The organism is Pseudomonas sp. MIACH, assembly GCF_001269925.1.
In the GTDB taxonomy this organism is placed as follows: domain Bacteria; phylum Pseudomonadota; class Gammaproteobacteria; order Pseudomonadales; family Pseudomonadaceae; genus Aquipseudomonas.
In genome coordinates, this window is the sequence record NZ_LHVO01000066.1 from 15,487 (window position 1) to 37,045 (window position 21,559).

Consider the following 21,559-nt stretch of genomic DNA (forward strand, 5'->3'; position numbering starts at 1 on the left):
ACGGCAAGGCCTGACTCTACTGTTAATCGCTGCCACGACCTGTCAGCACACCGAATCCTCTGATCGAGATACACAAGTGATCGAAAATCTACGTAACATCGCCATCATTGCTCACGTTGACCATGGTAAAACCACCCTGGTAGACAAACTCCTGCGTCAATCCGGCACCCTGGAGCGCAACGAGCTCAACGACGAGCGCGTGATGGACTCCAACGACCAGGAAAAAGAGCGCGGTATTACCATCCTGGCTAAAAACACCGCTATCAACTGGAACGGCTACCACATCAACATCGTGGATACCCCGGGCCACGCCGACTTCGGCGGCGAAGTAGAACGCGTAATGTCGATGGTTGACTCCGTTCTGCTGCTGGTTGACGCTCAAGACGGCCCTATGCCGCAAACCCGTTTCGTGACCAAGAAGGCTTTCGAAGCCGGCCTGCGTCCGATCGTGTGCATCAACAAGGTTGACCGTCCAGGCGCGCGTCCGGACTGGGTTCTGGACCAGATCTTCGACCTGTTCGACAACCTGGGTGCCACCGAAGAGCAACTTGATTTCCAAGTGATCTACGCTTCGGCCCTGAACGGTATTGCCGGTCTGGAACACACCGCCATGGCGGAAGACATGACCCCGCTGTACCAGGCGATCGTTGACCACGTTCCACCACCGAAGGTTGACCGTGAAGGCCCGTTCCAGATGCAAATCTCGGCACTGGACTACAACAGCTTCCTGGGTGTTATCGGCGTTGGCCGTATCGCCCGTGGTAGCGTCAAGCCGAACACCCCGGTTGTCGCTATCGGCGCCGACGGCAAGAAGCGTAACGGTCGTATCCTGAAGCTGATGGGTCACCACGGCCTGCACCGCATCGACGTTGAAGAAGCCTTCGCCGGCGACATCGTGTGCGTCAGTGGTATGGACTCGCTGTTCATCTCCGACACCCTGTGCCAGCCGGACACTGTCGAGGCGATGAAGCCTCTGACCGTCGACGAGCCAACCGTTTCCATGACCTTCCAGGTAAACGACTCGCCTTTCTGCGGTAAAGAAGGCAAGTTCGTGACTTCCCGTAACATCAAGGAACGTCTGGACAAAGAGCTGCTGTACAACGTTGCACTGCGCGTTGAAGAAGGCGACTCGGCTGACAAGTTCAAGGTTTCCGGCCGTGGTGAGCTGCACCTCTCGGTACTGATCGAAACCATGCGTCGCGAAGGCTTCGAAATGGGCGTTGGTCGTCCTGAAGTGATCATCCGTACTGTTGACGGCGTGAAGCAGGAACCGTTCGAAAACGTCACCATCGACACCCCTGAAGAATCCCAGGGCAAGGTCATGGAAGAGATGGGCCTGCGTAAGGGCGACCTGACCAACATGGTGCCGGATGGCAAAGGCCGTGTGCGTCTGGAATACAACATCCCTGCTCGTGGTCTGATCGGTTTCCGTAACCAGTTCCTGACCCTGACCAACGGCGCTGGCATCCTGACCTCGATCTTCGATCGCTACGACACCATGAAGTCCGGCGACATGTCCGGCCGTCAGAACGGTGTTCTGGTATCGGTAGAAACCGGCAAGGCACTGACCTACTCCCTGGAAACCCTCCAGGCGCGTGGCAAGCTGTTCGTTGAACACGGTCAAGAGATCTACAACGGTCAGATCGTTGGTCTGAACAGCCGTGACAACGACATGGGCGTCAACCCAACCAAAGGCAAGAAGCTCGACAACATGCGTGCTTCGGGTAAAGACGAAACCATCGCCCTGGTTCCACCTGTTCGCTTCACCCTGGAACAGGCCCTGGAATTCATCCAGGACGACGAGCTGTGCGAAGTGACGCCTAAGTCGATCCGCCTGCGTAAGAAGATCCTGGACGAAGGCGAGCGTACCCGCGCTGCCAAGAAAGCCAAGAACTGAGTTAACTCAGGCTGAATGAAAAACGCCCCCGGTCGAAAGGCCGGGGGCGTTTTTTTATGTCTGCAGTTTTGGTGGTGGCTGTACTGGCCTCATCGGGGGCCCTTGAGAGCCCCACAAAATCCGGATCAGAACTTGTCGAGGGTCTTGAACTTAGTCTCGCGCACCACTTCCTTCGGCTTATACGCGCAATACCCAGGCCGCGGCCCGATTTTCGGGTGGTTGCGGCAAGTATCCGGGCGCTTGTCATAAATAGTGCAGAAGCGCGTCTTACGATCCAGGTACAGGCAATCGTTGTTGCTCATGCGCTGCAGGGTAAAAATCTCGGATTTGTTGTTGTAGCGCTCGACGATGCCTTCCTTCTGCAAGCGCTTGGCGATGTTCTTCGGCGGGTCGCCACGCTCGAATTCATCGACGATGCCAATGCGGATCAGGTCCTTGATCTTCACCTCGACCGGCAGCGTGCAGCAGCTGGACACGCAGCCACCGCACATATGGGCGGAATATTTCTGCCACGTTTCGAGACGGTCAAGTTCCGCGGCGGCGATCAGTTGAGGCTTCATCAGGGTTCCAAAAGGTAGGGCTGTATCCGGGCGCGCGATCATACCGGGATTGGTGGTTTTTTGAACAATATTTTGCGAATTTCAGCTTAAAGGCCAGAACCTGGGCTGATTGGGCACGACCCCTGCATCAAATGCCTGCAAAGGTGAATGAGTTAAAAAACTGCCGAACCAGAGCGTCTACCGTCTGTCAGACCGACTAGGCTCTAGCAACTCCTTCAATCTCGCCCGAGGTCACACCGATGTCTCAGGAACCGCTTGCACGAGAAGCAGAGGTAGCCGCATTCCGCGATGCTGTCTTGACCAAACTCACCTACGCGGTGGGCAAAGACCCGGACCATGCCTTCGACCATGACTGGTTCGAAGCCATTGCCCTGGCCGCCCGCGACCAGATGGTCGACCACTGGATGGACCACACCAGGCGTATCTACCGCAAAGGCCAGAAACGGGTTTATTACCTGTCCCTGGAGTTCCTGATCGGCCGCCTGCTCTACGACAGCCTGAGTAACCTCGGTGTGCTGGAGATCGCTCGCGAAGCGCTGTCTGAACTCGGGGTGGACCTCGAACGCATCCGTCTGCTGGAGCCCGATGCGGCGCTCGGCAACGGTGGCCTCGGCCGCCTGGCGGCGTGCTTTATGGAAAGCATGTCGACCTTGGGCATCGCCGGCCATGGTTATGGCATTCGTTATGAACACGGCTTGTTCCGCCAGGCCATCGTCGATGGCTGGCAACAGGAGCAGACCGAACGCTGGCTGGATTTCGGCAACCCGTGGGAGTTCGAACGGGCCGAGGTGATTTACCCCATCGGCTTTGGCGGCAGCGTCGAAACCTTGCCGGATGCTTCCGGCAAGCTGATCCAGGTGTGGACGCCCAGCGAAACCGTGCGTGCCGTTGCCTACGACACCCCGGTGGTCGGTTGGCGCGGCGCCAGCGTGAATACCTTGCGTCTGTGGCGCGCCCGGGCGGTGGAAGATCTGCACCTGGAGCGCTTCAACGCCGGTGACCACTTGGGCGCCGTCGCCGAAGTGGCCCGCGCCGAGAGCATCTCCCGAGTGCTTTACCCCGCCGACAGCACCGAAGCGGGGCAGGAGCTGCGGCTGCGCCAGGAATACTTCTTCGTCGCCGCCTCCTTGCAAGACCTGTTGCGTCGCCACAAGAACATGCACGGCTCGGTCCTCAGCCTGGGCGAGCACGCAGCGATCCAGCTCAACGACACCCACCCCTCGATCGCCGTGGCCGAGTTGATGCGTCAGTTGGTCGACCTGCACGACATTCCGTGGGAAGCCGCGTGGGATGTCACCGTCGAAACCCTGTCGTACACCAACCACACCTTGTTGCCCGAGGCCCTGGAAACCTGGCCTGTAGGCCTGATGGAACGCATGCTGCCCCGGCACATGCAGATCATCTACCTGATCAACGCCCAGCACATCGATTCGCTGCGGGCCAAGGGCATCCACGATTTCGACGTACTGCGCGCCGTCTCGCTGATCGAAGAAGACAACGGCCGCCGTGTGCGCATGGGTAACCTGGCGTTCCTCGGCTCCCACAGCGTCAACGGCGTATCGGGTTTGCACACCCAGTTGATGCGCAGCACCGTGTTCTCCGAACTGCACAAGCTCTACCCGGAGCGCATCAACAACAAAACCAACGGCATTACCTTCCGCCGCTGGCTGTACCAGGCCAACCCCAAGCTCACCGAAATGCTGGTGGAAGCTTTGGGGCCGGACATTCTCGACACCATGGAAACCCGCCTGGGCGAGCTGGAAACCTTCGCCGAGAAACAGGCCTTCCGCAAAGCCTTCGCCGACCAGCGTCTGCACAGCAAGCGTGCGCTGGCCGAGATCATCCACGAGCGCCTGGGCATTTCGGTGAACCCGGCGGCGATGTTCGACGTGCAGGTCAAGCGTATCCACGAATACAAACGCCAACTGCTCAACCTGCTGCACACCGTGGCGCTGTACCAGGCAATCCGCGCCGAGCCGGGCACCGACTGGGTGCCACGGGTGAAGATCTTCGCGGGCAAGGCGGCGGCCAGTTATCACCAGGCCAAGTTGATCATTAAGCTGACCAACGACATCGCGCGCACCGTCAACAACGACCCGACCGTACGCGGCTTGCTCAAGGTGGTGTTCCTGCCCAACTACAACGTCAGCCTGGCGGAAAGCATCATCCCGGCGGCGGACTTGTCCGAGCAGATCTCCACCGCCGGCTTTGAAGCATCGGGCACCAGTAACATGAAGTTCGGCCTCAACGGCGCGCTGACCATCGGCACCATGGACGGCGCCAACGTGGAGATGCACGAGCGCGTGGGGGCCGATCACATGTTTATCTTCGGCCTCAGTGCGCAGCAGGTCGAGGCGCGTAAACATGCCGGTGAGTTCAACGCCGGGCCGGACATTGCGGCCTCCCATCGTCTGAACGACGTGCTGCAAGCGATTCGGGGCGGGGTGTTCTCGCCGGATGATCCGGGCCGCTATGTGGGCTTGATCGACGGGCTGATCGACTACGACCGCTTCCTGGTCTGCGCCGACTTCGATTCCTACTGGGATGCCCAGGCGCGGGTCGAAGCGCATTGGCATGATTCCAAGGCGTGGTGGCGTTCGGCGGTGCTCAACACCGCGCGCATGGGCTGGTTCTCCTCGGACCGGACGATTCGCGAGTACGCCACTGAAATCTGGAAAGCCCTCGACTAGATCTACTGTAGGAGCGAGCTTGCTCGCGAAAAACGCCAACGATAACGCGTGCTTTCTGATTTAACGCGGTATCTTTGCGTTCTTCGCGAGCAAGCTCGCTCCTACAGCACGGTTTGTTTAGGGAATATCGACCATGCAATGGATTTTCATGCTGATTGGTCTGGTGCTCGGCTGGACGCTCGATGAGTCGTTCTACGATGCGGGCATCGGTGCGCTGTTGGGGTTGGGCATTGGCCAGGCGATTCGCCTGTCGAAGCTGGCGACCCAGGCGCAGCAGCAGGCTGCTCAGTTGGAAACCACGCAGAAGGCTTTGATTGCCCTCGGTGAGCGCCTGCGGCAACTGGAAGTGCCCACGCCGCCAAGCCCTGTCATCGTCGAAACGCCTGCCCCTGAGCCGGCACCGGTCGCCAAGGCGCCAGAACTGGTGTGGGAGCTGCCGGCTGAATTGGCGCCTGTCGCGATGGTCGCCGAACCGAGCCAACCACTGCCGGACGACGTCTGGGCGCCTGCCCCGATGCCTGCTCCGACCCCTCGTCCGCCTCAAGAGCCTGCCGCTCCCCGTGGCCCCAACCTGATCGAACGCGCCATCAGCGGCGCACGCAATTGGCTGTTGGGTGGTAACACTGTGCTGCGTGTCGGCGTGGTGCTGTTGTTCCTCGGCCTTGCCTTCCTGCTGCGCTACGCCACCGAAGGCATGGTGGTGCCGATCGAGCTGCGTTACGCCGGCGTTGCTGCGGCAGCCCTTGGTTTGCTGGGCCTGGGCTGGTGGCTGCGGCTGCGCAACAGCAACTACGGCTTGATGCTGCAAGGCACCGGGATCGCGGTGCTGTACCTGACGGTGTTTGCTGCGATGCGCCTGCACCCGTTGATCGACCCGAGCGCGGCGCTGGGCCTGCTGGTGGCGGTCACGGTGTTCTCGGCGATCCTGGCGATTACCCAGGATGCGTTGGGACTGGCCTGTGCGGCAGCGCTCGGCGGCTTCGCGGCGCCGATCCTCACGTCGACCGGCGCCGGCAACCATGTCGCGCTGTTCAGTTATTTTGCCCTGCTCAACGCCGGTATCCTTGCCATCGCCTGGTTCAAGGCCTGGCGCTTGCTCAACCTGATCGGCTTTGTCGGCACCTTCGGTATCGGCTTTGCCTGGGGCATGCGCTCCTACACGCCGGAACTGCTGTGGAGTACCGAGCCGTTCCTGATCCTGTTTTTCCTGATGTACCTGGCTATCGGCCTGTTGTTCGCCAGGCGCAAGTTGCGGGAGATGGGCGACGCGCCCGAAGGCCGTGATGCGTTGTTGCGCTGGTCGGCATCCAAAGGCGACTACGTCGACGGCAGCATGCTGTTCGGCCCGCCGCTGGTGGGGTTTGGCCTGCAGTTCGCGCTGGTGCAGCACCTTGAGTTCGCCGCGGCGTTCAGCGCGCTGGGCCTGGGCATCCTCTACATGGGCCTGGCCCGCGTGCTCAGTGGTGGGCGCGCTTTGCTGCTGGCGGAAACCTGCCTGGCCTTGGGCGTGATCTTTGCCAGCCTGGCGATTCCCCTGGGCCTCGATGCGCGCTGGACTGCTGCGGCGTGGGCCGTGGAAGGCGCCGGAATCTTCTGGCTCGGCCTGCGCCAGCAACGGCCATTGGCGCGCGCCTTTGGCCTGTTGCTGCAATTGGGTTCGGCGCTGGCGTTTCTCAGTGAATTGCGCATCGGCGAACACACGTTGCTGGATGGGGCGCCTTTGGGGGCGCTGTTGCTGGGCGCGGCGTTGCTGTTCAGCTTTGACCAACTGCGCAAGGCCTCGACGGAGCAGGCGGCAGAGTGGGAGCGCAAGGGCCTGCCGGTTCTGGCCAGCCTCGGCCTGATCTTCGTGTACCTGCTCGCGCCGCTGCTGTTGCTGACTCAAGGCACCGCGATCAGTTGGGCGCTCGCCGGTCTGGCGACACTGTTTATCGGCTTGCGGATTGGCTCGCGCACCTTCCTGTTCACGGCGTTTGCCGTGCAACTGCTGGGTGGGGCGTTGTTCCTGCTGCGCTTGCAAGGCGGTGACTCGGCGGCGGTATTCAATGCAGGCTGGAGCGGCTTGCTCACCGCCTCGTTGATCGGCCTGGCGTTGATCGGCGGCATGCTGCTGGCGGCCCGCGACGATATGGTGCGCAGCGATGTGCGCCTGTTGCGTGGGCTGTCCGTGGTGCTGCTGGCCGGGTTGGTGCTGATCAATCTCGCCGTATTGTTTGTACTGCCATGGGAAAGCGCCAGTGGTGTGTGGGCAGCCAGTGGGTTGTTGATCATCTGGCTGAGCCTGTACCTGCAACAGCGCGTCAGTTTCGTGTTCGGGTTGCTGCTGCAGGTGATCGGCGGCGCCTCGTTCCTGCTAGCGGTGCCGGAGCTGCTCGGGCCCCTGACCAGCGAAGGTTTGCGTCCGCTGGGACATAGCGGTTTCTGGACACCGATGGTGTTGGGCCTGGCCGCCTTGGTCGGCGCCTGGCGCTTGCAACGTGAGCCCCATGCGCCGGTGTTTGCCGTACTCAAGCTGCAACGCCTGTCTGACCTGCTGCTGGTGTGGGGCGCGGCGTGGTGGGCGTTGGCGCTGATCGCTGAAGTGCTGCGGTTTGTTCCCGATGAGCTCCAGGGGCCGTTCCTGCTGGGCATTGCGGCGGTCAGCGTGGCGATCTGGGCGTTGCTCGCGACGCGGCTGCGCTGGGCCTCGCTGGGCGTGCTCTGCACCGTGTTGATGCCGGCGGCGGGGATGGTATTGCTGGTGTCTGCACATAATTATTACCACCCGGCAGCGCACTATGGCTGGCTGGCCTGGTTGGCGGTGTTCGGGGTGCATTTCATCGCGCTGCGGCGTTTGGCAACGGTGGCGCCGGCCACCGTCCTGAGCGTTGCTCACGTGTTGGGTTGCTGGATGTTGATCGGCGTATTGGCGTTGGAGTTGCGTTACGGCCTGTTGTTGCTGTCGAGCGAATACAACGCCTGGCGCTGGCTGGGCTGGGCGATCCTGCCAAGTCTGTACCTGGTGCTGGCTGCTGCACCGCGCAACTGGCCGTGGCCGGTGTCGGCGTATCCACGGGAATATCGAGTGTTGGCGGCGCTGCCCTTGGCGGTGCTGATGCTGGGCTGGTTCTGGCTGGCGAATACCTTCAGCGACGGCACCGCCAAGCCATTGCCGTATGTGCCGCTGCTCAACCCGCTGGACCTCGGTTTGCTGTTTGCGCTGCTGGGCGTGTACCTGTGGTCGCGCAGCGTGGCGCCGCAGCGAGGGCCGCGTGCTGAATTGATCGCCCAGGGCATCGCCGGTGTTTCGCTGTTCGCGTTCTTTACGGCACTGGTGATGCGCACCGCCCACCACTGGGGCGGCGTGCCGTTCCATCTGGATGCGTTGCTGGAATCGATGCTCGTACAGGCCGGCCTGTCGATTGTCTGGACCCTGATAGCCCTCGGCCTGATGATCGGCGGCCACCTGCGCCATCGCCGCGAAGTGTGGCTGATCGGCGCGGCGTTGATCGCGGTAGTGGTGGCCAAGCTGTTCTTTGTCGAGTTGAGCAACCGTGGCGGCCTGGCGCGGATCGTGTCGTTTATCGGCGTGGGCGGGTTGTTGCTGGTGGTGGGCTACTTTGCGCCGCTGCCGCCCAAGCGTGCCGAACCTGTATTGGAAACTGAAGGAGCATCCTCTTGATCGGTAAGTTGAGCGTGGTCGTGCTGGGCATGTGTACGACGTTGTCGGTGTGGGCCCAGGAAACGCCGGCCGACTTCAGCAGCCAGGTGCCCCTGAGCGTCAGCGGCAACGGCCCCTGGTATCGCCTTGAGTTGCCCTTGGCCGTGCAACTGAATGCGCGCCAGGCTGACCTCAGCGATGTGCGCGTGTTTAACGCTGCCGGTGAACCCCAGGCCTACGCGCTGTCGCGTCAAGCGTCGCAACGCACCGAAAGTCGTGAAGTCACCGACGTGAAGTGGTTCCCGCTGTACGCCGCCGACACCCAGGCAACCTTGCCCGGTGTGGTGATGAAAACCACGGCCGAAGGCACCCTGGTGGAAATCAAACCCTCCACCGCCGCGAAGCCGGGCAAGCAGGTGCTGCGCGGCTGGGTGCTCGACGCCAGTAAGATCAAGGCGCCGTTGCAGCAACTGAGCCTGGACTGGAGTCGCGAGCAAGAGGGCTTCCAGCGCTTCAGCATTGAAGCCAGTGATGACTTGCAGCACTGGCAATCCTGGGGGGATGGGCAAGTGGCGCGTTTGTCGTTTGCCGACGAGCGGGTCGAGCAGCATGACGTCAGTTTGCCGGGTCAATCCGCCCGTTACCTGCGCCTGGTGTGGAAGGGGCAAGCGGCGCCGTTGCTGACCTCGGCCAAGTTGGCCAGTGCAACCAGCAGCAGCCTGCCGCTGCCTTTGGTGTGGTCGCCGCCGCTCTCGGGCACGCGGCTCAAGGCGGGTGAGTACAGCTGGAAATTACCCACAGGCCTGAGCGTCGAACGTTTGCGTATCGAGTTGAAGCAGCCGAATACGCTGGCGCCGGTGACCCTGGCGGGGCGACGTGACAGCAATCAAGCCTGGCAGCCGTTGAGCAACGGTTTGCTGTATCGCCTGACCCAGAATGGCCAGGACGTGGTGCAGGACGAATTGCAGCTGCCCGGCCAGACGGTCACCGAACTCAAGTTGCAGGTCGACGAGCGTGGCGGCGGCCTTGGCGCCGAAGCGCCGGCCCTGCACTTTGCGGTGCGCGCCACGCAGTTGGTGTTCCTGGCGCGGGGCGAGCCGCCGTTCACGCTGGCGCTGGGGAATGCCTCGGCGAAGGCGGCGAACCTGCCTTTGTCGACGCTGATCCCCGATTACACCGCCGAACGCCTCAACACGTTGGGGCAGGCCAAGGTGGCCGGGGCCGTCGCTGTCACCTCGCCTGCCGTCGCAGCCACTGTCGACAGCGGGACGAACTGGAAAAAACTCGGGCTCTGGGCCGTGTTATTGCTCGGCGTGGCGGCACTGGGCGCCATGGCCTACAGTTTGCTGCGCAAGCCACCGGCGGCACGTTAAATAAAGTCCATGAACTCTATTGGGTTTAAATCCTCTGATAGGAGGAAATACGCCCCGACTCGCGTTAAACTGCGCGGGTTTTTAGCCCCCCCTTCATCGGAGCCTTCCATGTCCCGCGTTACCTTGAGTCGCTATTTGATTGAGCAGACCCGCAGCAACAACACGCCTGCCGATCTGCGCTTCCTTATCGAAGTGGTGGCGCGTGCTTGCAAGGAAATCAGCCACGCCGTGTCCAAAGGCGCACTGGGTGGTGTCCTGGGCAGCATGGGCACTGAAAACGTGCAGGGCGAAGTGCAGAAGAAGCTCGACGTGATCTCCAACGAAATCCTGCTCGAAGCCAACGAATGGGGCGGTCACCTGGCCGGCATGGCGTCCGAAGAAATGGACAATGCCTACCAGATCCCGGGCAAATACCCGAAGGGCGCCTACCTGCTGGTGTTCGACCCACTGGACGGTTCGTCCAACATCGACATCAACGCCCCGGTCGGCACCATCTTCTCGGTACTGCGTTGCCCGAACGAATACCTGAGCCAGAACGAAGCGCTGAACGAAAAAGCCTTCCTGCAGCCAGGCACCGAGCAGGTCGCTGCCGGTTACGCCATTTATGGCCCGCAGACCATGCTGGTGCTGACCTTGGGCGATGGCGTCAAAGGCTTCACCCTGGACCGTGAAATGGGCAGCTTCGTCCTTACCCACGAAGACATCACCATTCCTGCCGCTACCCAGGAATTCGCGATCAACATGTCCAACCAGCGCCACTGGGAAGAGCCCGTCACCCGTTATGTGGGCGAGTTGATGGCCGGTGAAGAAGGCCCGTTGAAGAAGAACTTCAACATGCGCTGGGTCGCCGCGATGGTGGCCGACGTGCACCGTATCCTGACCCGTGGTGGCTTGTTCATGTACCCACGCGACAGCCGCGAGCCGTCCAAGCCGGGCAAATTGCGCCTGATGTACGAAGCCAACCCGATGTCCTTCCTGGTCGAGCAGGCGGGCGGTGCGTCCACCGACGGCCACCAGCGTATCCTCGACATCCAGCCTGAAGGCTTGCACCAGCGTGTGGCGGTGTTCCTGGGTTCCAAGGAAGAAGTTGAACGTGTGACCGCTTACCACAAGAAGTAACCTGCGGCGATAAGTGAACGGCGTTGTTGTGAGCCGGTTCACCCTTAAAGAAGCCCCGAAACGTTTCAGCGTTTTCGGGGCTTTTTTGTTTTCGTTCGTCGGGAACCAGACACCTCTTTTCCCTTCTAAGCTTCTGGCAGATACCCAAGCTGCTTCGCCCCTCCAGGAGTTATTCCATGTCGTTACGCCGTCTCGCTTTGCTGGCCTTTTGCGTGCTGTTGGCCGCTTGCAGCAAGGTCAATCAAGAAAACTACGCAAAGTTGTCGGCCGGCATGCCTAAGGCCGAGGTGGAGTCGCTGCTGGGTAAGCCGACTGATTGTTCCGGCGCACTGGGCATGTCCAGCTGCACGTGGGGCGATAAAAACAGCTTTATCAGCGTTCAATATGCCGGTGACAAAGTTCTGATGTTTTCCGGGCAAGGCCTGAAGTAAACCGGGGCGAGAGCCTGCGGGAGAAGAAGAATGATGCGTTTTGTTTTGTGCCTTTGTGCCAGCCTGTTTTTGGCGGGCTGCGCCAGCCATTCTGGCGATGATCTGCAACCCAAGACAGCGAGCAACGTCAACCTCAAGCGTTACCAGGGCACCTGGTATGAGTTGGCTCGATTGCCGATGTACTTCCAGCGCAACTGCGCGCAGTCCGAAGCCCGCTACACACTGCTGCCTGATGGCGATATGTCGGTATTCAACCGCTGCCTGACCACCGACTGGAAGTGGGAAGAAGCCAAGGGCACGGCCACGCCGCAAGTACCCGGCAAGACCGACAAGCTCTGGGTGGAATTCAATAACTGGTTTACGTCACTGTTGCCAGGCGTCGCCAAGGGCGATTACTGGGTGTTGTACGTCAGCGATGACTACAAGACCGCCATCGTCGGCAGCCCGAGCCGGCGCTATATGTGGATCCTGTCACGCACGCCAACGGTCAGTGCGGATACTCGCGAAGACCTGTTGAGCAGGGCGCGCCAGCAAGGGTATGACACCACGCGGTTGATCTGGCGTACGTCGGATAAGCAGATGGCGAAGACTTCGCAGTAACTCTGGATCACCACAGATCCAATTGTGGGAGGGAGCAAGCCCCTCCCACATTTTCTAACCGAGTAACGCTCTTAAGACCTGCGTAAATGCCTGGCTGCTGTCTTCTTCGCCGGCATGATGCCCGTCGCGCACTACCCACTTGCCGTTGACCAGTACGTCGCGCACCTGCCGATCGCCGCCGGCAAACAACCAGCGATTGAGAATGCCGTCGTCTGTCGCTGTCGCCAGGTAAGGGTCGTTCCCGTCCAGCACGATCCAATCCGCACGCTTGCCCACTTCCAGTCGACCTATTGGCTGCCCCAGCGCCTGTGCGCCACCGTCCAGCGCGGCATCGAACAGCGTACGGCCGACCATCGGCTGATCGCTGCGATACAAGCGGTTGCGCCGTTGATCGCGTAGACGTTGGCCGTATTCCAGCCAGCGCAGTTCTTCCACCACGCTCAGCGACACATGGCTGTCTGAACCGATGCCCAGGCGCCCGCCCTGGGCGAGGAAATCCACGGCCGGGAAAACCCCGTCGCCCAGGTTGGCTTCGGTGGTCAGGCACAAACCGGCAATCGCCCGGCTCTTGGCCATGCGCGTGACTTCTTCCGGGTTGGCGTGGGTCGCGTGCACCAGGCACCAGCGCTCATCGACCTCGACGTTGTCGTACAGCCATTGCAGCGGGCGTTTGCCGCTCCAGGCCACGCAGTCGTCGACTTCTTTTTGCTGTTCAGCGATATGGATATGCACCGGGCAGGCCTTGTCGCTGGCTGCCAGGACTTGATTGATTTGTTGCGGGGTCACGGCGCGCAGGGAGTGGAAGCAAAGACCCAGTTGCTGCGCCGGTTGTGCCGCCAGGATCGGTCTGAGGCGCGCCTGCAGGTCCAGGTAGTTCTCGGTGCTGTTGATGAACCGTCGCTGGCCTTCATTCGGCGCCTGCCCACCAAAGCCCGAGTGGGTGTAGAGCACGGGCACCAAGGTCAGGCCGATCCCGCTGCTGGTGGCCGCCTGGCTGATTTGCCGCGACAGTTCCGTACGGTCGGCGTAGGGCTGGCCGCTGACGTCATGATGCACGTAGTGGAATTCGGCCACCGAGGTGTAACCGGCCTTGAGCATCTCGATGTACAGCTGGCGGGCGATCACCTGCAGTTGCTCCGGGCTGATCTTGCCGACCATGCGGTACATCAGGTCGCGCCAGGTCCAGAAACTGTCATTCGGATTGCCGGCCACTTCGGCCAACCCTGCCATGGCGCGCTGGAACGCGTGCGAGTGCAGGTTCGGCATGCCCGCCAGCACCGGACCCCTGAGCCGTTCGGCACCGTCTGCGCTGGCGTTGGCCTCAACCTGTGTCAGCAGGCCATCGGCGCTGACTTCAAGACGTACATCTTTGGCCCATCCATTAGGCAGCAGCGCGCGTTCGGCAAAGAAAGCGGACATGATTAGAGCACCCCGGTCGTGTGTTTATTTGTATATACATATACAGACGTTTGCCTGCTCGGTAAACTCCGGCAATCTATGCATCTTTTCCCCCTGCAAGGATTCCCTGTGCCGACTCCGCCCGCCAAGTCTTCACTGGCTGCCCACATGGACGAAAGTCCGGCGCCCTTGTATGCCCGCGTCAAACAGATGATCAGCCAGCAGATCCTCAACGGCAACTGGCCACCCCATTACCGCGTACCGTCGGAAAGCGAACTGGTCAGCCAGTTGGGCTTCAGCCGCATGACCATCAACCGCGCCCTGCGCGAGCTCACCGCCGAAGGTTTGCTGGTGCGCATGCAAGGCGTCGGCACGTTCGTCGCCGAGCCCAAGAGCCAGTCGGCGCTGTTTGAAGTGCACAACATTGCCGATGAGATCGCTTCCCGCGGTCATCGGCATACGTGCCAGGTCATTACCCTGGGTGAGGAGGCTGCCGGTTCCGAGCGCGCCGTCGCCCTGGAGATGCGTGAAGGCGGGCGGGTGTTCCACTCGTTGATCGTGCATTACGAAAACGATATTCCCGTGCAAATCGAGGACCGCTTCGTCAACGCCCTGGTCGCGCCGGAATACCTGCAACAGGACTTCACCCTGCAAACCCCCTATGCCTATCTCAACCAAGTGGCGCCGCTGACTGAAGGCGAGCATGTGGTCGAAGCGATTCTCGCCGACGCGGCCGAGTGCGAGTTGTTGCAGATCGAGCCGAGCGAGCCGTGCCTATTGATTCGTCGACGCACCTGGTCCGGCCGCCAGCCGGTGACGGCGGCACGTTTGATCCACCCCGGTTCCCGCCACAGCCTGGAAGGACGGTTCAGTAAATGAGTGCAGTAAAAGTCTGGCGCGCCGCCGATTACGTACGCATGCCGTGGAAAAACGGCGGCGGCAGCACCGAAGAAATCACCCGCGATGCCGGCGAGGGCCTGGACGGCTTCGGCTGGCGCCTGTCGATTGCCGATATCGGTGAGTCCGGCGGGTTTTCCACCTTCGCCGGTTACCAACGCGTGATCACCGTGATCAAAGGCGCAGGCATGGTATTGACCGTGGATGGCGAGGAGCAGCGCGGGCTGTTACCGCTGCAACCGTTCGCCTTCAAGGGCGACAGCCAGGTTTCATGCCGCCTGATCACCGGGCCGATCCGCGACTTCAACCTGATCTACTCGCCCCAGCGTTACCACGCGCGGTTGCAGTGGGTGGATGGTGTGCAGCGGTTTTTCAGTACCGCGCAGACAGTGCTGGTGTTCAGCGTGGCGGATGAAGTCAAGGTGCTGGACCAGGTACTGGGTCATCACGATTGCCTGCAAGTGGACGGTAACAGCGGTCTGCTGGATATTTCCGTCACGGGTCGCTGCTGCATCATCGAACTGACCCCGCGGGGTTAAAAAATGTGGGAGGGGTCTTGCCCCTGATAGCGGTGGATCAGTCGGTATATCCTGGGCTGACACACCGCAATCGGGAGCAAGCCCCCTCCCACATTTGTTTTTGTGTCGCTTATAGAATCTGTTTCCAACCCCCGCACCAATTTGTTACCGAACGCCCCAGCGTGGCGCAAAACCACGCTGTCGTAACAAACCTCCCTCGCTGTAAAACGCCTTCGTAAGAAATTTCATCATGCCTCGAAGCCTTAATTTTCAAGGCTCGGACACGCTTTCCAAAAAAAACCAAACACCTCGCTCAAAAAGTTGGCCGCTTGATTGCATATGCTTGTATGTACAAGTAAAGATGTGTGCGTAAGACTCTCCTTCGCACCATCCATGTTCGCGCATCGATCGCCGAGGAGTCCTAGCAGTGACCAAGCCTACAAAATACCGTGACGTCGAAATCCGCGCCGCCCGCGGTAACAAGCTCACCGCCAAAAGCTGGCTGACTGAAGCGCCGCTGCGCATGCTCATGAACAACCTCGACCCACAAGTGGCCGAGAACCCCAAAGAACTGGTGGTGTACGGCGGTATCGGCCGTGCAGCGCGCAACTGGGAGTGCTACGACCAGATCGTCGAGAGCCTCACCAACCTGAATGACGACGAAACCCTGCTGGTGCAATCCGGCAAGCCGGTCGGCGTATTCAAGACCCACAGCAATGCCCCGCGTGTGCTGATCGCCAACTCCAACCTGGTGCCGCACTGGGCCAGCTGGGAGCACTTCAACGAACTGGATGCCAAAGGCCTGGCCATGTACGGCCAGATGACCGCCGGCAGCTGGATCTACATCGGCAGCCAGGGCATCGTCCAAGGCACCTATGAAACCTTCGTCGAAGCCGGTCGCCAGCACTACGACTCAAACCTCAAGGGCCGTTGGGTCCTCACCGCCGGCCTCGGCGGCATGGGCGGTGCCCAGCCTCTGGCCGCGACACTCGCCGGCGCGTGCTCGCTGAACATTGAATGCCAGCAGGTCAGCATCGATTTCCGCCTCAACAGCCGCTATGTCGACGAACAAGCCACCGACCTCGACGACGCCCTGGCCCGCATCGCCAAGTACACAAAGGAAGGCAAGGCGATCTCCATCGCGCTGCTGGGTAACGCCGCTGAAATCCTGCCGGAACTGGTCAAGCGTGGTGTACGCCCGGACATGGTCACCGACCAGACCAGCGCCCACGACCCGCTCAACGGTTACCTGCCGGCCGGCTGGACCTGGGACGAATACCGCGCCCGCGCCAAGACCGAACCGGCTGCCGTGATCAAGGCTGCCAAGCAGTCGATGGCCGTGCACGTCAAAGCCATGCTGGAATTCCAGAAGCAAGGCATCCCGACCTTCGACTACGGCAACAACATCCGCCAGATGGCCCAGGAAGAGGGCGTGGAAAACGCCTTCGACTTCCCAGGCTTTGTACCGGCGTACATCCGTCCACTGTTCTGCCGTGGCATCGGCCCGTTCCGTTGGGCTGCGCTGTCGGGCGACCCGCAGGACATCTACAAGACCGACGCCAAAGTCAAAGAGCTGATCCCCGACGACGCGCACCTGCACAACTGGTTGGACATGGCGCGCGAGCGCATCAGCTTCCAGGGCCTGCCGGCGCGTATCTGCTGGGTCGGCCTGGGCCAACGCGCCAAGCTCGGCCTGGCGTTCAACGAGATGGTGCGCAGCGGCGAGTTATCGGCACCGGTAGTCATCGGCCGTGACCACCTGGACTCCGGCTCGGTCGCCAGCCCGAACCGCGAAACCGAATCCATGCAGGACGGTTCTGACGCCGTGTCCGACTGGCCGTTGCTCAACGCCTTGCTCAACACCGCCAGCGGCGCGACCTGGGTTTCGCTGCACCACGGTGGCGGCGTCGGCATGGGCTTCTCCCAGCACTCCGGCATGGTCATCGTCTGCGACGGTACCGACGAAGCGGCGGAGCGCATTGCCCGTGTGCTGCACAACGACCCGGCCACTGGTGTGATGCGTCATGCGGACGCGGGTTACCAGATCGCGATCGATTGCGCCAAAGAGCAGGGTCTCAATCTTCCAATGATCAAGTAAGCCAGCACCACCCTGAAAACAATCCATCAGAGGTTGAACACCCATGGCTGCAAGTGACGCGCGTGCAAGCACCACCCCGTTGATCGAGAGACGTTCGATCGACTACATCCCGGAAGCGGAAAGACACGGTCGTCTATTGAGCCAGTTCACCCTGTGGCTGGGTGCCAACCTGCAGATCACCGCGATTGTCACCGGGGCCCTGGCCGTGGTGCTGGGCGGTGATGTGTTCTGGTCGTTGATCGGTCTGTTGATCGGTCAACTGCTGGGCGGCGGTGTCATGGCGTTGCATGCGGCGCAAGGGCCCAAGCTGGGCCTGCCGCAGATGATCTCCAGCCGGGTGCAGTTCGGTGTGTATGGCGCGGCGATCCCGATCGTACTGGTCTGCTTGATGTACCTCGGTTTCACCGCCACGGGTACCGTGCTTTCCGGTCAGGCGCTGGGCCAGTTGTTTGGTGTCAGCGACAGTGTCGGGATCCTGGTTTTCGCCAGTGTCATCGTGCTGGTCACGGTGCTCGGTTACCGGGTGATCCACTTCATCGGCCGCGTTGCCAGCGTCATTGGCGTGATTGCCTTTGTCTACCTGTTCAGTCGTTTGATGAGCCAGGCCGACGTCGGTGCACTCCTGCAAATCCGCCACTTCAGTTTGAGCAGCTTTCTGCTGGCGGTGTCGTTAGCGGCTTCCTGGCAAATCGCCTTCGGCCCATACGTGGCGGACTATTCACGCTACCTGCCGAGCAAGACGTCCTCGGTGAAAACCTTTCTTGCCGCAGGCGCGGGCTCGGTGGTTGGCGCACAAGTGGCGATGATCCTCGGGGTGTTTGCCGCGGCCATGTCCAACGGGCAATTTGCCGGTCACGAAGTGGCCTACATCGTCGGTCTGGGCGGTACGGGGGCCACTGCGGCGCTGCTGTATTTCAGCATCGCGTTCGGCAAGGTCACCATCTCGACGCTGAACTCCTACGGCAGCTTCATGTGCATTGCCACCATCATCAGCGGCTTTCGCGGTCGCCTGGAGGTCACGCGCTTGCAGCGGCTGTTTTTCGTGCTGGTCATCGTCGGTACGGCGACCCTGATCGCCTTGCTCGGGCAGCACTCGTTCCTGGGGGCGTTCAAGTCTTTCATCCTGTTCCTGCTGGCGTTTTTTACGCCATGGAGCGCGATCAACCTGGTCGACTACTACTGCATCACCCGCGATCGCTATGACGTACCAGCGCTGGCCGATCCGAACGGGCGCTATGGCCGTTGGAACCTGCTCGGTATCAGCGTGTATGTCTTCGGCGTGCTGGTGCAGTTGCCGTTCATCTCCACCAAGTTCTACACCGGCCCCCTGGTGGCCGCCCTGGGTGATGTGGATATTTCCTGGATCATCGGCCTGGTGCTTCCCGCCGCGCTTTACTACTGGGCGGCGAAAAAGTGGCCTGCCGCACACCCTGAACACCTGATCCTGCCGCTAGAGCAGGGCGTTGCACCGACGACGACAAACGGGCTGGCTGCACAGGCCTGATGGGACGTGGACAGGGCAGGATGCCTACTGACTGCCGTAATCCATTTCAAGATTTGGGAGCGTCACAACAATGAAAATGCATAAGACCCTGTTGGCCACCTTGTTCTCAGCAGGCGTGCTGGCCAGCGCTGGCGCCCAGGCGGCCGGTTGGTGTGAATCCGGCAAACCGGTCAAATTTGCCGGCCTTAACTGGGAAAGCGGCATGTTGCTCACCGACATCCTGCAAACCGTGCTGGAAAAAGGCTACGACTGTAAAACCGACAGTCTGCCAGGCAATTCCATCACCATGGAAAACGCCCTGAGCAGCAACGATATCCAAGTATTTGCCGAAGAATGGGTCGGCCGCAGCGAAGTCTGGAACAAGGCCGAGAAGGCCGGCAAAGTCGTCGGTGTCGGTGCCCCTGTGGTGGGCGCTATCGAAGGCTGGTACGTACCGCGCTACGTGATCGAAGGCGACGCCAAGCGCAAGCTTGAACCCAAGGCGCCGGGCCTGAAAAATATCGCCGACCTGGCCAAGTACGCCGCGGTGTTCAAGGACCAGGAAGAACCGTCCAAGGGCCGTTTCTACAACTGCCCGGCCGGCTGGACCTGCGAGCTGGACAACAGCGAAATGCTCAAGAGCTACGGCCTGGAAAGCACCTACACCAACTTCCGCCCAGGCACCGGCCCGGCGCTGGATGCGGCGGTGCTGTCGAGCTACAAGCGCGGCGAGCCGATCCTGTTCTACTACTGGTCGCCAACCCCGCTGATGGGCCAGGTCGACCTGGTCAAGCTGGAAGAAAAGCCTGGTGTGGATAAAAGCGTGAGCATCAAGGTCGGCCTGTCCAAGACCTTCCACGAGCAGGCCCCGGAACTGGTGGCCGTGCTGGAAAAGGTCAACCTGCCCATCGACCTGCTGAACCAGAACCTGGGGCGCATGGCCAAGGAACGCATTGAGTCGCCGAAACTGGCGAAAATTTTCCTCAAGGAACATCCTGAAGTCTGGCACGCCTGGGTCAGTGAAGACGCAGCCAAGAAAATCGACGCGGCCTTGTAGGTCAAGTGTGCACGGCTACCCTGAGGGGTGGCCGGGTGCCTGGCTACAACCCATTGGATCGAGAGCACGCTATGTTTCCTGAGAGTTTTACGTTTTCCATCGCCGACTGGGTCAACGGTTGGGTGGATTCACTGGTCACCAACTACGGCGATGTGTTCCGGCAAATCTCCGACACCCTGCTGTGGGCCATCGTCAACCTGGAAGGGTTGCTGCGTGCAGCCCCCTGGTGGCTGATGCTGGCCATCGTCGGCGCAGTTGCCTGGCACGCCACGCGCAAGGTGGTGACCACGGCGGTGATCGTCGGTTTGCTGTTCCTGGTGGGCGCGGTTGGCCTGTGGGACAAGCTGATGCAGACCCTGGCGCTGATGATGGTCGCCACGGTGATCTCGGTGTTGATCGGCATCCCGCTGGGCATCCTCTCGGCGCGCAGCAATCGCCTGCGCTCGGTGCTGATGCCGTTGCTCGACATCATGCAGACCATGCCCAGCTTCGTGTACCTGATCCCGGTGCTGATGCTGTTCGGCCTGGGCAAGGTGCCGGCGATTTTCGCCACGGTGATCTACGCCGCACCGCCGCTGATTCGCCTCACCGACCTGGGGATTCGCCAGGTCGACGGCGAAGTCATGGAAGCCATCAACGCCTTCGGTGCCAACCGCTGGCAACAGCTGTTTGGCGTGCAATTGCCGCTGGCGCTGCCGAGCATCATGGCCGGTATCAACCAGACCACCATGATGGCGTTGTCGATGGTGGTGATCGCCTCGATGATCGGTGCCCGTGGCTTGGGTGAAGACGTATTGGTCGGCATCCAGACCCTCAACGTCGGCCGTGGCCTGGAAGCCGGGTTGGCAATCGTGATTCTTGCAGTGGTCATCGACCGCATTACCCAGGCCTATGGCCGCCCACGGCATGAGGCGAGCAAATGACGACTGTCAGCAAAATCGAAGTTAAAAACGTCTTCAAGATCTTCGGCGCCCGCTCCAAGGAGGCCCTGGCGATGGTTGGCCAGGGCAAGACCAAGGACCAGGTGCTGGCCGAGACCGGTTGCGTGGTCGGCGTGAACGATTTGTCCCTGAGCATCGGCACCGGTGAGATCTTCGTGATCATGGGCCTGTCGGGTTCCGGCAAGTCGACGCTGGTGCGCCACTTCAACCGCCTGATCGACCCCACCAGCGGCGCGATCCTGGTGGACGGCGAAGACATCCTGCAACTGGACATGGACGCCCTGCGCCAATTCCGTCGGCACAAGATCAGCATGGTGTTCCAGAGCTTCGGCCTGCTGCCCCACAAGAGCGTGCTCGACAACGTCGCCTACGGCCTCAAGGTGCGTGGCGAAACCAAGCAGGTCTGCGCCGAACGCGCGCTGCACTGGATCGAAACCGTGGGCCTCAAGGGCTACGAAAACAAATACCCGCACCAGCTTTCCGGCGGCATGCGCCAGCGTGTCGGCCTGGCCCGTGCCCTGGCCGCAGACACCGACATCATCCTGATGGACGAAGCATTCAGCGCCCTCGACCCGCTGATCCGCGCCGAGATGCAGGACCAACTGCTGGAGCTGCAAAAGACCCTGCACAAGACCATCGTGTTCATCACCCACGACCTCGACGAGGCCGTGCGGATCGGCAACCGCATCGCGATCCTCAAGGACGGCAGGCTGATCCAGGTCGGCACGCCCCGGGAGATCCTGCATTCGCCGGCGGATGAGTATGTGGATCGGTTTGTTCAGCGGCGCGCGGCGGTGGTCTGACCCAGGTTCTGTGGTGAGGCCGGCAAAGCTGTAGAGAATATGAAGAGGTCAACA

Annotated in this window: 16 protein-coding genes; 14 read left to right on the forward strand and 2 right to left on the reverse strand. The window is 61.2% G+C overall.

The annotated features are described in order from the left end of the window. The first annotated feature begins 76 nt into the window (after positions 1–76). Entirely contained in the window at positions 77–1,897 is a 1,821-nt protein-coding gene (typA, locus tag AD670_RS29415; RefSeq protein WP_053140412.1) for a translational GTPase TypA, read from the forward strand. A gap of 125 nt (positions 1,898–2,022) precedes the next feature. Here typA and AD670_RS29420 read toward each other — a convergent pair whose 3' ends face one another. Next, positions 2,023–2,457, reverse strand: coding sequence for a YkgJ family cysteine cluster protein (locus AD670_RS29420; RefSeq protein WP_024072902.1), 435 nt, complete (start codon positions 2,455–2,457; stop codon positions 2,023–2,025). Between the two features lie 239 nt (positions 2,458–2,696). Between AD670_RS29420 and AD670_RS29425 the strand changes: the two genes are divergently transcribed. The 6 genes from AD670_RS29425 to AD670_RS29450 all read left to right on the forward strand — a co-directional run bounded on the left by AD670_RS29425 (position 2,697) and on the right by AD670_RS29450 (position 12,310). Further along, positions 2,697–5,147 carry a glycogen/starch/alpha-glucan phosphorylase gene (locus AD670_RS29425; protein WP_053140414.1) on the forward strand — a complete coding sequence of 817 codons (2,451 nt, stop codon included), beginning with the start codon at positions 2,697–2,699 and terminating at the stop codon, positions 5,145–5,147. A gap of 133 nt (positions 5,148–5,280) precedes the next feature. Beyond that, positions 5,281–8,808 carry a DUF2339 domain-containing protein gene (locus AD670_RS29430; RefSeq protein WP_053140417.1) on the forward strand — a complete coding sequence of 1,176 codons (3,528 nt, stop codon included), beginning with the start codon at positions 5,281–5,283 and terminating at the stop codon, positions 8,806–8,808. Beyond that, the gene (locus AD670_RS29435) at positions 8,808–10,160 is read left to right on the forward strand and encodes a DUF3999 domain-containing protein (RefSeq protein WP_053140580.1); all 1,353 of its coding nucleotides are present in this window, start codon (positions 8,808–8,810) and stop codon (positions 10,158–10,160) included. Before AD670_RS29430 ends, AD670_RS29435 begins: the two co-directional genes overlap by 1 nt. A gap of 108 nt (positions 10,161–10,268) precedes the next feature. Continuing rightward, positions 10,269–11,279 carry a class 1 fructose-bisphosphatase gene (locus AD670_RS29440; protein ID WP_053140419.1) on the forward strand — a complete coding sequence of 337 codons (1,011 nt, stop codon included), beginning with the start codon at positions 10,269–10,271 and terminating at the stop codon, positions 11,277–11,279. 176 nt (positions 11,280–11,455) lie between these two features. Beyond that, the gene (locus tag AD670_RS29445) at positions 11,456–11,710 is read left to right on the forward strand and encodes a hypothetical protein (RefSeq protein ID WP_027605061.1); all 255 of its coding nucleotides are present in this window, start codon (positions 11,456–11,458) and stop codon (positions 11,708–11,710) included. 30 nt (positions 11,711–11,740) lie between these two features. After that, a complete protein-coding gene (locus tag AD670_RS29450; RefSeq protein ID WP_053140422.1) occupies positions 11,741–12,310 on the forward strand; it encodes a lipocalin family protein in 570 nt (189 codons plus the stop codon). Between the two features lie 54 nt (positions 12,311–12,364). Here AD670_RS29450 and AD670_RS29455 read toward each other — a convergent pair whose 3' ends face one another. Continuing rightward, entirely contained in the window at positions 12,365–13,729 is a 1,365-nt protein-coding gene (locus tag AD670_RS29455; RefSeq protein ID WP_053140424.1) for a formimidoylglutamate deiminase, read from the reverse strand. Positions 13,730–13,876: 147 nt separating this feature from the next. On the opposite strand from AD670_RS29455, the gene hutC reads away from it, so the two are divergent. The 7 genes from hutC to AD670_RS29490 all read left to right on the forward strand — a co-directional run bounded on the left by hutC (position 13,877) and on the right by AD670_RS29490 (position 21,505). Next, positions 13,877–14,587 (forward strand): histidine utilization repressor, encoded by a 711-nt coding sequence (hutC, locus tag AD670_RS29460; RefSeq protein WP_262417316.1) that lies wholly within the window; start codon positions 13,877–13,879, stop codon positions 14,585–14,587. After that, a complete protein-coding gene (locus AD670_RS29465) occupies positions 14,584–15,144 on the forward strand; it encodes a HutD family protein (RefSeq protein ID WP_053140431.1) in 561 nt (186 codons plus the stop codon). The genes hutC and AD670_RS29465 overlap by 4 nt, the downstream gene beginning before the upstream one ends. Before the next feature lie 406 nt (positions 15,145–15,550). Then, a complete protein-coding gene (hutU, locus tag AD670_RS29470; RefSeq protein ID WP_053140434.1) occupies positions 15,551–17,221 on the forward strand; it encodes a urocanate hydratase in 1,671 nt (556 codons plus the stop codon). Between the two features lie 43 nt (positions 17,222–17,264). Then, positions 17,265–18,725: a cytosine permease gene (locus tag AD670_RS29475; protein WP_053140436.1), complete on the forward strand. Its 1,461-nt coding sequence runs from the start codon at positions 17,265–17,267 to the stop codon at positions 18,723–18,725. 70 nt (positions 18,726–18,795) lie between these two features. Beyond that, the gene (locus tag AD670_RS29480; protein WP_053140439.1) at positions 18,796–19,761 is read left to right on the forward strand and encodes an ABC transporter substrate-binding protein; all 966 of its coding nucleotides are present in this window, start codon (positions 18,796–18,798) and stop codon (positions 19,759–19,761) included. Between the two features lie 71 nt (positions 19,762–19,832). Next, positions 19,833–20,684 carry a proline/glycine betaine ABC transporter permease gene (locus AD670_RS29485; protein ID WP_053140441.1) on the forward strand — a complete coding sequence of 284 codons (852 nt, stop codon included), beginning with the start codon at positions 19,833–19,835 and terminating at the stop codon, positions 20,682–20,684. After that, positions 20,681–21,505, forward strand: coding sequence for a glycine betaine/L-proline ABC transporter ATP-binding protein (locus AD670_RS29490; protein WP_051429333.1), 825 nt, complete (start codon positions 20,681–20,683; stop codon positions 21,503–21,505). The genes AD670_RS29485 and AD670_RS29490 overlap by 4 nt, the downstream gene beginning before the upstream one ends. The last annotated feature ends 54 nt before the right edge of the window (positions 21,506–21,559 follow it).

What these genes read in the sequence shown, in the direction of transcription:
- AD670_RS29430 (WP_053140417.1), top strand. Translation starts at nt 5,281, where the DNA reads ATGCAATGGATTTTCATGCTGATTGGTCTGGTGCTCGGCTGGACGCTC.
- AD670_RS29425 (WP_053140414.1), top strand. Translation starts at nt 2,697, where the DNA reads ATGTCTCAGGAACCGCTTGCACGAGAAGCAGAGGTAGCCGCATTCCGC.
- hutC (WP_262417316.1), top strand. Translation starts at nt 13,877, where the DNA reads ATGGACGAAAGTCCGGCGCCCTTGTATGCCCGCGTCAAACAGATGATC.
- AD670_RS29455 (WP_053140424.1), bottom strand. Translation starts at nt 13,729, where the DNA reads ATGTCCGCTTTCTTTGCCGAACGCGCGCTGCTGCCTAATGGATGGGCC.
- AD670_RS29480 (WP_053140439.1), top strand. Translation starts at nt 18,796, where the DNA reads ATGAAAATGCATAAGACCCTGTTGGCCACCTTGTTCTCAGCAGGCGTG.
- AD670_RS29475 (WP_053140436.1), top strand. Translation starts at nt 17,265, where the DNA reads ATGGCTGCAAGTGACGCGCGTGCAAGCACCACCCCGTTGATCGAGAGA.
- AD670_RS29440 (WP_053140419.1), top strand. Translation starts at nt 10,269, where the DNA reads ATGTCCCGCGTTACCTTGAGTCGCTATTTGATTGAGCAGACCCGCAGC.
- AD670_RS29485 (WP_053140441.1), top strand. Translation starts at nt 19,833, where the DNA reads ATGTTTCCTGAGAGTTTTACGTTTTCCATCGCCGACTGGGTCAACGGT.
- AD670_RS29450 (WP_053140422.1), top strand. Translation starts at nt 11,741, where the DNA reads ATGATGCGTTTTGTTTTGTGCCTTTGTGCCAGCCTGTTTTTGGCGGGC.
- AD670_RS29465 (WP_053140431.1), top strand. Translation starts at nt 14,584, where the DNA reads ATGAGTGCAGTAAAAGTCTGGCGCGCCGCCGATTACGTACGCATGCCG.
- AD670_RS29420 (WP_024072902.1), bottom strand. Translation starts at nt 2,457, where the DNA reads ATGAAGCCTCAACTGATCGCCGCCGCGGAACTTGACCGTCTCGAAACG.
- AD670_RS29445 (WP_027605061.1), top strand. Translation starts at nt 11,456, where the DNA reads ATGTCGTTACGCCGTCTCGCTTTGCTGGCCTTTTGCGTGCTGTTGGCC.
- AD670_RS29490 (WP_051429333.1), top strand. Translation starts at nt 20,681, where the DNA reads ATGACGACTGTCAGCAAAATCGAAGTTAAAAACGTCTTCAAGATCTTC.